The 11,978-nt window shown below is 66.7% G+C and carries 10 protein-coding genes; 3 read left to right on the top strand and 7 right to left on the bottom strand.

What is annotated here, in order from left to right:
• Nucleotides 1-66 precede the first annotated feature (66 nt).
• A complete protein-coding gene (locus ARTB_RS03315; RefSeq protein WP_028275547.1) occupies nt 67-564 on the bottom strand; it encodes a pyridoxamine 5'-phosphate oxidase family protein in 498 nt (165 codons plus the stop codon).
• 158 nt (nt 565-722) lie between these two features.
• Here ARTB_RS03315 and ARTB_RS03310 point away from each other — a divergent pair, with 158 nt between their 5' ends.
• Complete coding sequence (locus ARTB_RS03310; RefSeq protein WP_439954076.1) at nt 723-2,423, top strand: GAF domain-containing sensor histidine kinase; 1,701 nt, start codon at nt 723-725, stop codon at nt 2,421-2,423.
• A 33-nt stretch (nt 2,424-2,456) separates the two neighbouring features.
• On the opposite strand, the gene ARTB_RS03305 is transcribed toward ARTB_RS03310, so the two are convergent.
• Nucleotides 2,457-3,188, bottom strand: coding sequence for a response regulator (locus tag ARTB_RS03305; RefSeq protein ID WP_028275549.1), 732 nt, complete (start codon nt 3,186-3,188; stop codon nt 2,457-2,459).
• A gap of 301 nt (nt 3,189-3,489) precedes the next feature.
• Between ARTB_RS03305 and ARTB_RS03300 the strand changes: the two genes are divergently transcribed.
• Nucleotides 3,490-3,939, top strand: a complete 450-nt coding sequence (locus ARTB_RS03300) for a universal stress protein (RefSeq protein ID WP_243177654.1) — start codon at nt 3,490-3,492, stop codon at nt 3,937-3,939.
• Nucleotides 3,940-3,962: 23 nt separating this feature from the next.
• Here ARTB_RS03300 and ARTB_RS03295 read toward each other — a convergent pair whose 3' ends face one another.
• The 3 genes from ARTB_RS03295 to glgC all read right to left on the bottom strand — a co-directional run bounded on the left by ARTB_RS03295 (nt 3,963) and on the right by glgC (nt 7,530).
• A complete protein-coding gene (locus tag ARTB_RS03295) occupies nt 3,963-4,430 on the bottom strand; it encodes a pyridoxamine 5'-phosphate oxidase family protein (protein ID WP_028275551.1) in 468 nt (155 codons plus the stop codon).
• Between the two features lie 114 nt (nt 4,431-4,544).
• The gene (locus tag ARTB_RS03290; RefSeq protein WP_243177652.1) at nt 4,545-6,053 is read right to left on the bottom strand and encodes an SDR family NAD(P)-dependent oxidoreductase; all 1,509 of its coding nucleotides are present in this window, start codon (nt 6,051-6,053) and stop codon (nt 4,545-4,547) included.
• 61 nt (nt 6,054-6,114) lie between these two features.
• Nucleotides 6,115-7,530: a glucose-1-phosphate adenylyltransferase gene (glgC, locus tag ARTB_RS03285; RefSeq protein ID WP_279293862.1), complete on the bottom strand. Its 1,416-nt coding sequence runs from the start codon at nt 7,528-7,530 to the stop codon at nt 6,115-6,117.
• Nucleotides 7,531-7,632: 102 nt separating this feature from the next.
• On the opposite strand from glgC, the gene glgA reads away from it, so the two are divergent.
• Nucleotides 7,633-8,838 carry a glycogen synthase gene (glgA, locus tag ARTB_RS03280; protein ID WP_243177650.1) on the top strand — a complete coding sequence of 402 codons (1,206 nt, stop codon included), beginning with the start codon at nt 7,633-7,635 and terminating at the stop codon, nt 8,836-8,838.
• Between the two features lie 125 nt (nt 8,839-8,963).
• On the opposite strand, the gene ARTB_RS03275 is transcribed toward glgA, so the two are convergent.
• Together ARTB_RS03275 and ARTB_RS03270 are read right to left on the bottom strand one after the other, a co-directional pair.
• Nucleotides 8,964-11,141, bottom strand: a complete 2,178-nt coding sequence (locus ARTB_RS03275) for an acyl-CoA dehydrogenase family protein (RefSeq protein ID WP_243177648.1) — start codon at nt 11,139-11,141, stop codon at nt 8,964-8,966.
• A 75-nt stretch (nt 11,142-11,216) separates the two neighbouring features.
• Nucleotides 11,217-11,960: a TetR/AcrR family transcriptional regulator gene (locus ARTB_RS03270; protein WP_243177646.1), complete on the bottom strand. Its 744-nt coding sequence runs from the start codon at nt 11,958-11,960 to the stop codon at nt 11,217-11,219.
• Between the last annotated feature and the right edge of the window lie 18 nt (nt 11,961-11,978).

The following is an 11,978-nucleotide window of genomic DNA, read 5'->3' as shown; positions in this document are numbered from 1 at the left end:
CTGCCCTAAAGCCCTCAGGGCAGCCCGATCTGAAAGCGCAAGAGGTGTTTTTTTGAGGGGCGCGGGTTATTCGAGACCGGAGCGCGTGGCGTCGTCCAACGGCGTCCACCAGGTCTGGGGCGGCACCACCTTGAACCGCCGGCCCGTGACGGTCTCCGGCGTAATCCGGACGAAATGTTCCTTCTTTCCGGCCTGCCACGGGAACAGCAACAGACCCACGGTGTCCATGACTTCCTGGGGGTTCTGCACCGGCGCGGCCTGGCCCTTGATGACGACGCTCCACGCGACTCCGGTGTCCGCGTTGATGCCGTCGGCCTCCAGCGCCACAGGCGTGCCGCCGGTGGCCGCCTGCAGCTTGGTGCCCTCCGCTGTCCGGAACACCAGCGTGCCGTGGTCCACTTTGTAGTTGATCGGGAAGATATCGGGGTGGTCGTCCACCCAGACCGCCAGCCTGCCGACGGAGACGCTGCGCAACAGCCGCCAGCATTCGTGGTGGTCGAGGTCTTCGACAGCGTGGGTCTGGTCCTTCGGCTCGTGACGGCCCGGGCTCGATTCAGTGCTCATGCCGGCGAGCGTACGCGGCCGGGCTGACGGCGGCTAGGGCAAATGGACCCAGCCGCCGGGTTAATCTCCGAATTCTGAGGCTTTCCTGAGTCGTTCGCGCTATTCTGGCAGAGGGCCGTCAGCGTCTACATTGGCCGGAGCGAACTGGGGGCAATGACATGCATTCAACGGGTGAGGGCTCAGGCCATACCGTGTCCGAGCCAAATCCCGTAGTTGAGGAGCTACTGAAGGGGTTCGGCGCACGGGCGGAAGAGCTGCTTCAATCCAAGGAACGCATGGCCGGCCTGCTGGAAGCCGTCGTCGCCCTGGCCGAGGACCTGAGCCTGGATGCTGTCCTGGAGCGCGTGGTCGAATCAGCGTGCCGGTTGTTGCATGCCCGGTTCGGCGCCCTTGGCGTCATCGGTGATGACCACGCGTTAAGCCACTTCATCACTGTGGGCATCGATGGCAATCTGGCACGGCAAATCGGTCCGCTGCCGACCGGCCACGGAGTCCTTGGCCTCCTTATTACGGACCCGTTGCCGCTCCGGCTGCATGAACTGAGCAAGCACCCCGAGGCCTACGGATTCCCCGCGCACCACCCTCCCATGCAGTCCTTCCTGGGTGTCCCGGTCCGCGTCCGGGACGTGGTGTTCGGCAACCTCTACCTCACGGAAAAAGAAGGCGGGGAGGACTTTTCCGCCGAAGACGAGGCCCTGGCCGTCGCCTTGGCGGCGGCGGCCGGCGTCGCCATCGAAAATGCCCGGCTCTACGACGACGCCCGCCGCCGGGCACGCTGGCTGGAGGCCTGCATGGACGTCTCCGGGCTGATGCTGAGCACGGACCGCGACTACACCTCGGGCGGCCTGGACCCGATAGCCGGCCGGGCGCTCCAGGAGTCAGCGTCCTCACTCGCCCTGCTGGTGGCACCCGCCGCCAATGGCGTGGCCCACGTGGTGATCGGCGTTGCCGGTGAGCGTGGCACCGCGTTTTCGGGGCGGTCACTGCATCTGGACTCAGAGCTCCTGGAAGGTGTCCTCGAAGGCGGCGAGCCGGTGCTGTTCGACGACGCATGCGAAGTGTTGGGGGAGGTCGACGGCGCAGTCACCGGCCCGCTGCTGGCAGTGGCGCTGAGTACCCAGGGTGCCCACCATGGCCTCCTGCTGCTGGCACGGGACAAGGAGTCGGTGCGCTACGCCCGGACCGACATCGAAATGGGGGCCGTCTTCGGCTCCCACGTGGCCCTCGCCTTGGAACTGGCCCGGGTGCACCGGCTGCGCGAGGAGCTTCTGGTCTTCACCGACCGCGACAGGATCGCCCGGGACCTGCATGACCTCGTCATTCAACGGCTGTTCGCCGCCGGGCTGAGCGTGCAGAGCCTGACCCGTTTCACCAAGGAGGATCTGGCGCTGGAGCGCATCCGCAACATCACCGGCGAACTCGACGAGGCGATCCGCAGTCTGCGCGACACCATCTACTCGCTCAAGAGCAACACAGGCGAGATCGAACTGCTGAGCGGCCGGATCCGTCGTGTCACGCGCAGTTCGTCGAAGTCCATGCCGTTCCCGCCGCGCCTGACCATTACGGGACCCGTGGATGCCGTGACACCTGACAAGGCCGACAATGTCGTGGCCGTGGTTTCCGAGGGGCTCAGCAACGCCATCCGGCACTCCGGGGCGGATACAATCTCGGTCTCGGTTGCGGTCGTCAGGGGCCGGGTGACGGTGGTGATCAGCGACAACGGCGCCGGATTCGCCCAACCCTCAAAACGCAACGGGCTAAGCAACCTCGAGGACCGGGCGCGCATGCTCGACGGCGAATGCACCATCACGAGCGCGCCCGACTCCGGTACCAGCCTGGAATGGTCGGTGCCGCTTTAGCCAGCACGCCCGAAGGTCCGGTTTCCGCGGAGCCTACCCGACGCTGCGGGGCCGGATTACTTCGCCGGTTCTCCCGACGGCGGCCGCCGGAAATGCCGGGCTGGCGATGAAGACGGCGGCCTGCGTGCGGCGTTCGAATCCAAGCTTGGCCAGCAGGGACGACACATAGTTCTTGACGGTCTTTTCCGCCAGGAACATTTCGGCGGCAATCTGCCGGTTGGTCAGTCCGCCGCCCACCAGCTCCAGGACCTTGCGTTCCTGGGGCGTGAGGGAGGACGTGCGCGGGTCGACCTCTTCGGCCTCCACCAGGCTGTCCACGACGCCGGCGGCCACGCCTTCCTCGAAGAGGGACTCGCCCGCTGCTGCCCGCCGCAGGGCGCCGATCAGGTCCGTGCCGCCGATCTCCTTCAGCACGTATCCGCTTGCCCCGGCCAGGACGGCGCCGCGCAGGGCCTGTTCGTCGTCGAAGCTCGTCAGGATGATGCAGTTCAAGGACGGGTCCACCGACCTCACGTCCCGGCAGACCTCGATGCCGGTCCCGTCCGGCAGGCGGGCGTCCAGCACACAGACATCAGGATGCAGTGCGGGAATCCGCCGGGTCGCCTCCACCGCGGATCCGGAACTGCCGACGACGGCAAACCCCTCGCCTTCGAGAAGCTCCTGCAGCCCGCGCCTGACAAGTTCGTGGTCATCAAGGATAAAGACTCGGATCACCGCCTGCCCGCCATCAGGTGCAGTGAGACCTGCGTCTGCCCAGGCAATCATGATTCTCCCGTCCGGCCGCTTGCGGGGCCGCTCGATGCTCTTAGTAACACGCTGATTCTTGTAACGAGATGCTGTATTTCATCTGCTGACCCCAGCCTCTGCCATTCTTGTGCACCGGGGCGGCGCGGACAAGGGTCATAGTGCCCAACAGGCCGCCTCCGGCCCGTTGCCCGGAGCGTTTCCGGGTCGCCCGCCGGCCGGGGTGCGTGCATGCCTTTTGGCCCTAGGCGCCTGGCCGGGCGAAGGCAATCATGGGAGCGTCGCCATCTGGCGCGGGAAACTCGGCCGGTACGAGGCAAGGATGGCAATGAACGAAGTCAGGGACGTCCGCACGATCGTGGTAGGTGTTGACGGCTCGGACGCTTCGGTGTCCGCGCTGCGGCATGCGCAGGGCCTCGCGGTGCCTCTGGCCGCCAAGGTGGTCGCGCTGGCGTGCTGGGACTACCCGCCGGTGTACGACGGCTATGTCGCCGTCGGCATCGACGACTTCGATGTCCGGGCCGGCGAAATCCTGGCCGAGGCGGTGGCGAAGGCCTTCGGCCCGGACACCCCGGACAACGTCGAGGCCCGCCTCATCCAGGGGCACCCCCGCCGCGTGCTGATCGAGGAGAGCAAAGCCGCGGACATGCTCGTGCTGGGCCGCCGCGGCCACGGCGGATTCGGTGGGCTGTTGCTCGGATCGGTGAGTTCCGCCTGTGTGGCACATGCGCATTGCCCGGTGCTGGTGGTCCACTCGCCAGAACACGGCTGACGCCGCAATCCTGCCGGAGGATTCTATTCGAACGTGGCCCGGCGCGGATCCGAGAGCCGGGTGCTCCACACATCGGGCCGGTTGACCTTGAAGCGTCGTCCGGTCAGGGCTTTGGGAGCCACACGCACGTAGTAGGCCTTCTCGCCGGGCTGCCAGGGCTCCAGGAGCAGGGAGTCAATTTCGTCCTTCTCCTCCTGGCTCTCGATGACCTCGGCTTCCCCGCGCGCCATCACGCTCCAGGCCGTCTCGTCGCGGGCCTCGTAGCCGTCGATCTCGAATGCAACCGGCTTGCCTGTGATCGCGCCCCACAGCTTCGTGCCGCCGGCGGTGCGGAAGGCAATCGCCCGCCGTTCGAGGACGAAATTTACCGGGAAGATTTCCGGATGGTTGTCTACGATCAGCGCCACGCGCCCCACGACTTCGGTATCGAGCAGCGCCCAGCACTGGTCCATGGTCAGCGAGTATTCCGGCGAGGGCGTGGTTGAGTCCATGTCGAGCCACGATACGGGCCGCCCCGTAACCCCCATTAGGGCCATAGGTCCCGCGGCGGACACGTATGTGACGGATGCCGCGGCCCGCCGGCGCCGGTCACCAGGGACTGGGGGTCACCACGGACTGGGCTTGTAGTCCTTGAGGAACACTCCGTACTGGTCCTCGCCGGATTCGCCCATCACGATGGGGTCGTACACGCGGGCGGCGCCGTCAACTAGGTCCAGGGGCGCGTGGAAGCCCTCTTCCATGAGGCGGACTTTGGTGTAGTGCGGGCGCTCGTCCGTGATCCAGCCGGTGTCCACGGCCGTCATGAGGATGCCGTCGGCGTCGAGCATTTCCTGGGCGCTCGTTCGCGTCATCATGTTCAGCGCAGCCTTGGCCATGTTCGTGTGCGGGTGTCCGGGGCCCTTGTAGGCGCGGGAGAACTGGCCTTCCATGGCACTGACATTGACGATGTACTTCCGCCGCGCGGTGGAGCGTTTCATGGCGCCACGCAGCCGGCTGACCAGCAGGAACGGAGCCGTCACGTTGCACAACTGCACTTCGAGCATCTCCAGCGGGTCCACCTCGTCCAGCACCTGGGTCCAGCTGTTGATGCTGGCGAGGTCCGGGACCAGTCCGCCCGCATCGATCGCGGTGCCGGAGGCAATCCGCTCCAGCGACGCCGACCCGGTGGACAGGGCCAGGGACGTGATCGCGTCACCGGCCAGCACTGGATGGTCGAGCACGCTGCTGGCGAGGGCAAGCGGGTGCTTGTCGTGGGCGTGGCCGAACGTGACGAGCTCCGGGCCCCCATTGGCAGCCTGAAGGGCGGCGGGCAGCGGCTCGTCCTCGGCGTCCACGAGCGGCTTGTAGGCGTTGCCGGAGCGCCGCACCGTCTGGGCCGCGTTGTTGATGATGATGTCCAGCGGTCCTGCGGCATCCAGGGAATCCGTCAGGGCCATCACCTGGGACGGGTCGCGGAGGTCGATGCCCACGATCCGGAGCCGGTGCAGCCAGTCGGCGCTGTCCTCCATCGCAGCGAAGCGGCGGGCGGCGTCCTTCGGGAACCGGGTGGTGATGGTGGTGTGCGCGCCGTCCCGGAGGAGCCGGAGCGCGATGTACATGCCGATCTTCGCCCGGCCGCCGGTCAGCAAGGCCCTGCGGCCGGTCAGATCGGTGCGGGCGTCGCGCTTGCTGTGGCTGAACAGGGCGCACTCGGGGCACAGCTGGTGGTAGAAGGCATCCACCTGGGTGTAGTGCTGCTTGCAGATGTAGCACGGCCGGGACCTGATCAGGTGGCCGGCGATTTCCCCGGTGGCGGACGTGGCGAGCTTGTTGCCGCGCGTCTCGTCGTCGATCCTGTCGGGGGCCGCCGTCGCCGTCTGTGCGATCACGGCGCGGTCCGCCTCGGCGATCTCATCACGCTTGCTGACCCGCCGGTGGCGCTTGACGGCCTTGAACATTTTCCCGGTGGCGCGGCGCACTGAGACGTAGTCCGGGTGCTCCTCGTCATAGGCGTGGATCGTGTTCAGTACCTTCAGGCAGGCCTGGATTTCCTCCGGGGTCAGCTCGGCGAGACCAAGATCGGCAAGACCAAGCTCGGCAGAGGGAAAGTCGGAGGACAGATCGGGGGAGCTCATTGCCCTAATTTTACAGGGTGCGGGGAGCCCGGCCGGACGTGCCTGCCGGGCCCCCGCCTGCCTATGCCGTGGGTGATTGCTTGACCGGTGCGTCCGCGCCCACAGCGGCGGCCTGGACGTCGGCCACCTTGTCCACGGAGTCGCGCAGTTCGGGCCAGTTCTCAGTGGCGGTGCGGACGGCGTCGGGCACCAGGCGCAGGTTGGCCGCGGAGAGCGCCCGTTCCGCATCGCTGGGGTCCGGGACGTGCTGGCCCTTGGACAGGACCGTGATTCCGGAGTCCGTGACCTTGAAGCCGCGGGCGCGGTCCAGTTCGGGGTCGAGTCCGATCGCGGCCCCGGCCGGCACCTTGACGTTCTTGTCGATGATGGCGCGTTTGATGACTGCGCCTTCCCCGACGTTGACCTTGTCCATCAGGACCGAGTCCAGGACCCGGCTCGAGGTGCCGACGTAGACGTCGTTGGAGAGCACGGAGCCTTCCACGATGCCGCCGGAGACGACGACGCCGCTGGCCACGATGGAATCCAGTGCCGTGCCCACGGTGTTGGACTTCCCGCGGACAAACTTGGCCGGCGGGGAGATGGTCTGGCGGGTGTAGATCGGCCACTCGGAGTTGTAGAGGTTGAAGACCGGAACAGGGGAGATCAGGTCCATGTGGGCGTCGTAGAAAGAATCGATGGTGCCGACGTCGCGCCAGTAGGTGCGGTCCCGTTCGGTGGAGCCCGGAATGTCGTTAAGGGTGAAGTCGTAGACGCCGGCGTCGCCCTGGTTGACGAAGTACGGGATGATGTCCCCGCCCATGTCGTGCTTGGTATCGAGGCGCTCGGCGTCAACGTGGAGGGCTTCGATAAGGGCATCGGCGTCGAAGACGTAGTTGCCCATGGAGGCCAGGAACTGGCTGGGGTCGGCCGCGAGGCCCGGTGTTGACGACGGCTTCTCCACGAACGCGGCAATCTTCTCCGGGTTGTCCGCATCGGTTTCGATCACGCCGAACTGGTCCGCCATGTGCAGCGGCTGGCGGACCGCGGCGACCGTGGCCTTGGCCCCGCTCGCGACGTGCTGCTCCACCATCTGGGAGAAGTCCATCCGGTAGACGTGGTCTGCGCCGACCACGACCACGATGTCGGGGTTGGCGTCGTGAATGAGATTCAGCGACTGATAAATGGCGTTGGCGCTGCCGAGGAACCAGCTCTTGCCGACGCGCTGCTGAGCCGGAACCGAGGCCACATAGTTGCCCAGCTGGGTGGACATCCGCCACGTTTCGGAAATGTGCCGGTCAAGGCTGTGGGACTTGTATTGCGTCAACACCACAATTTGCAGATAGCGGGAATTCACAAGATTTGAAAGGGCAAAGTCAATGAGCCGGTAGCTTCCGGCAAACGGGACACCAGGCTTGGCCCGGTCCGCCGTCAACGGCATGAGCCGGTTTCCCTCGCCACCTGCGAGGACAATTGCCAAAACTCTCTTTTGATGCGGCATGGTGATAGCTCCTGAACGCCTTCGTTACTCCCCAATACAGTCCGGCATGCCCGAACGTCTTCACACTAGATCAGTTCCACCGTAACGACTACCTTGGTGCATGTGCGAATAGATATTGTGACCAAAGAATTCCCGCCGGAAATTTATGGCGGCGCCGGTGTCCATGTGGCCGAGCTCAGCCGAGTGCTGGCCCAACGCGTGGACCTTCAGGTGCGTGCCTTCGGCGCGCCCCGCGAGCCCGGGTACCACGGAGCGACTGTCACGTCGTATTCCGTGCCCGAAGACCTGGGCTCCGCAAACGCCGCCATCCAGACCCTCGGGGTGGACCTGAGGATCGTTCCGGACATCGCCGGCGCGGACCTGGTCCACTCCCACACCTGGTACGCCAACATGGCCGGACACATCGCGTCGCTGCTTCACGGCATCCCGCATGTACTGAGCGCGCACAGCCTGGAGCCGCTGCGCCCGTGGAAGGCCGAGCAGCTTGGTGGCGGCTACGCGGTGTCCTCCTGGGTGGAAAAGACCGCCTACGAGGCCGCCGCCGCCATCATCGCCGTTTCGGAAGGCATGCGCCAGGACATCCTGCGCAGCTATCCGGACGTTGACCCGACCAAGGTCAAGGTGGTCCACAACGGCATTGACGTCAGCCAGTGGAACCGGGACGAGGCTGATGACATCATCCGTCCGCTCGGAATCGATCCGGAGCGCCCCAGCGTTGTTTTTGTGGGCCGGAACACCCGGCAGAAGGGCGTGCCGTACCTGTTGCGGGCCGCCGCCAAGCTCCCGGCCGACGTCCAGCTGGTGCTGTGCCTCGGTGCCGCGGACACCCCGGAACTGGCGGCCGAGACGGCACGCCTGATCGAGGAGCTGCAGAGCCAGCGCAGCGGCGTGATCCTGATCGAGCGGATGCTGCCCCGCAACGAGGTCATCCAGGTGCTCAGCCACGCGACGGCGTTCGCGTGCCCGTCCATCTACGAACCGCTGGGCATCGTCAACCTTGAGGCGATGGCGTGCGGTGCCGCTGTGGTGGCCAGCGCCACCGGCGGTATCCCGGAGGTCGTCGAGCACGGCAAGACCGGACTGCTTGTTCCGATCGAGCAGGTCACGGACGGCACGGGAATCCCTCTGGACCCGGAGAAGTTCGTCACCGACTTTGCCGAGGCCCTCATCGAAGTGGTGTCTGATCCTGCCCGGGCGCGCGCCATGGGCGAAGCCGGCCGGCGCAGGGCCGAGGAGCACTTCTCCTGGGAATCCATCACGGAGACCACGCTCGAGGTCTACCGCGCGGTGCTCCAGCAGGGCTCCTGACCCCGCGACGGAACAGCACCACAGCGTCACTGCACTTCAGCGTCACTGCACTTCAGCGTCACTGCACTTCGACGACGGCGCCGCCCCGGCTGAGGGGGCGGCGCCGTCGTCGCATTTCGGCTGGGTCAGCTGCGGGCTTTGGTGCCCTGGGCCTTGGTGCCGTGAGCTTTTGTGCCGTGAACGGCGCGGGCAAGCAGGATCTTTTCGTCCAGGGGCGCCTGGCCGCTGGCCCGCTGCTTGCGGAAGTAGTCCCGGGCCTCGTCCTGGCGGACCTTCTCCGCGCCGGTGGAGATCTCAGCGCGGAGGTGCTCCGGGCCATACCCGAACGCGTCCACCAGGTCCAGGGCGTGCGGGCGGATCTTCACGAGCAGGCGGTTGATGTATTCGCCCACAGTGCGTCCGCGCTGCATCGACAGCCTGCCGTTCATGAGGTACCAGGACAGGTTCTTCTCGATCAGGGACAGGCCGAAGAGATCGCGCAGCCACGTCAGGACTTTGTGCGTGCCCGGGTCTGTCACCTTGCCGAGGGCCTCGGTAAAGGCCTCCCACTGCAGCAGTTCCGCATGGGCCTGGGCGGCTTCGATGAGTTCGTGCTGGTGGGCGTTGAACAAGGCGGCGCCCTGCTGCTGCGGGAGCTTGTTCGCGCCCTTGAGGGCCGTGGCCACCTCCGCGACCATGGTCTGGACGCGGTCCGTGAGCAGAGTCCGCTGGCTTGCTTCGTCCTTGATCGCCAGCGCTGCCTTCTGTACTGATCCGGTGTCGGCCACGAACTGGGCGACGCCGCGCAGTCCGGTGCGGTGGATCGCAGCACCGGTGGCCTGGCCCACGACATAGCGGGCCAGCACGCCGACGTTGACGGTGCGGAATTCCTTGGCGTAGTCCGCCAGCAGGCGCTTGGCGACCAGCTGCAGCAGGACCGTGTTGTCGCCTTCGAACGTGGCGTACACGTCGAGGTCGGCGCGGAGGGAGGCGAACCGGTTTTCGATCAGGAATCCCGCACCACCGCAGGCCTCGCGGCATTCCTGCAGCGTATCCAGGGCGTGCCAGGTGCTCAGCGGCTTCAGGGCCGCGGCCAGGGTTTCGAGGTCCTGGCGGTCCTGGTCGGTGTCGTGGCGGCCGGAGAAGACGTCGTCGAATTTCTGCAGCAGCTGCTCGCTGGCGAAGCTGGCGGCGTACGTGGTGGCCAGCCGGGTGAAGAGCCGGCGCTGGTGCCGCTGGTAGTCCAGCAGCACTTCCTCGTCGGTCTGCGAGGAGGCATTGAACTGCCGGCGTTCGGTGGCGTACTGGATGGCGGTTTTCAGGGCCAGCTTCGACGCCGTCACGGCGGCGCCGTCGAGGGAGACCCGGCCCTGGACCAGCGTGCCGAGCATGGTGAAGAAGCGGCGGCCCGGGCTGGCGATGGGGGACGTGTAGTTGCCCTCGGGGTCGACGTCGCCATAGCGGTTCAGGAGGTTGGTGCGGGGGATCCGGACGTTCGTGAAGTGCAGCCGGCCGTTGTCGATGCCGTTCAGGCCGCCCTTGACACCATCGTCCTCGCCCCCGATGCCCGGCAGGAACTCCTTGGTCCCGGGGTCCCGGAGGTCCATGTAGAACGCGTGCACGCCGTGGTTGACGCCCTTTGTCACCAGTTGGGCGAACACGACGGCGGCCAGGCCATCGGTGGCGGCGTTGCCGATGTAGTCTTTCCACGCTGCCCGGAACGGTGTGTGGACCACGAACTCTCCGGCGGCGGGGTCGTAGGTGGCGGTGGTGGCAATGCTGGCCACGTCCGAGCCGTGCCCGGTCTCGGTCATGGCGAAGCAGCCTGGGATCTCCAGGCTCATGATGCCGGGCAGCCATTTCTCGTGGTGTTCCGCGGTGCCGAGGTGGTTCACTGCGGAGCCGAACAGGCCCCACTGCACGCCGGCCTTGATCTGCAGCGACGGGTCGGCGATGACCAGTTCCTGGAAGCCGGCCACGTTGCCGCCGTGGTCATCGGAGCCGCCCACGGACTCCGGAAATGCGCGGTGGACGGCGCCATTGTCCACCAGGATCCTGAGCTGCCCGAAGACGCGTTGGCGGTGTTCTGTGTGGGTCTGGCCCTCGATCTTGTGCAGTTCCGGGCGGCCGGCGAGGCCCCTGGACTTCAGCCGGATGTCGGCCCACTTGCCGAGCAGCTGTTCGCCAAGGGCCGCGACGTCGACGGCGGGGGCCCCAGGGGAACCGGGCTGGCCGGAACGGCCGGCTGCCGTGGTTGCCGCCGGCTGTTGTGGTTGCGGCCGGCGGGGTGCGTTGCCGGTAGTGCGGTCGGCTAGTTCAGTCATGTCGTTTCCTTCTGTGGTTCTGACAATCTTTGGTGCTGACAGTTCAGGTCGCGGACGTGGGCCGGTGTGCCGCTGCTACGGCGCGCCCTGGCCTGCCGGGTCTGTTGCTTCCGTTTGTGCTGCTTCTTCTTCGGGACGAGGTGCCTGCAGCTCGGGGGCGATGCCGAAGCAGAGCCAATCCGTGATCTGCCGCGCCATGGCCTCCTGGCCGGGCTTCGCCGGTCCGGGCGGGCTGGCGAGCCACTGTTCGCCGGCATTCCGGACCAGGCCGATCGCGGCGTTGGGCCAGTAGCCGATCACGGCTTCCTTGTCCTGGCCGCCGCCCAGATGGCTGCGCATCGGCCGGGCAATCATGTCGCTGATGGCGGCGAAGAAGTGGCTCAAGGCTCCCGCAGTGGACATGGACGGGCCGGCCGTTTCGGGCTCGCCGGAAGCATGGCGCGTGACGAACGTGTAGACATTCGGGCTGGTCTCGGCCATTTGGAGGTACGCGGACACCATGGCGAACAGGCCTTCGCGGGGCGTCTGGGCGCTCTGGGCCGCCTCCTGGATGCGCCGCTGCATCTGGCTCAGGACCACCTCGCCCACGGCCTGCTGGAGTCCGGCTTTGTCGCCGAAATAGCGGTAAAACACGGACTTCGACGTTCCCGCGGCTGCGGCAATGTCCTCCATGGACGCATCGCTGCCGAGGGCATGCACCGCTTTCCGGGCCGACTTGATCAGCTCCCGCCGCCGTTCCTCGCGGTGGGACTGCCAGCGGGAAGCGCGGCCGTCGACGGCGGCCTGCCCGGCGGGCACGGTGGCTTTGGGGATGTTCACGATACCCAGCGTATCAGG

This window comes from Arthrobacter humicola (genome assembly GCF_022803015.1).
Lineage (GTDB): Bacteria > Actinomycetota > Actinomycetes > Actinomycetales > Micrococcaceae > Arthrobacter > Arthrobacter humicola_A.
The sequence above is the reverse complement of the archived record's forward strand: the minus strand, read 5'-3'. Positions and strand labels throughout refer to the sequence as shown.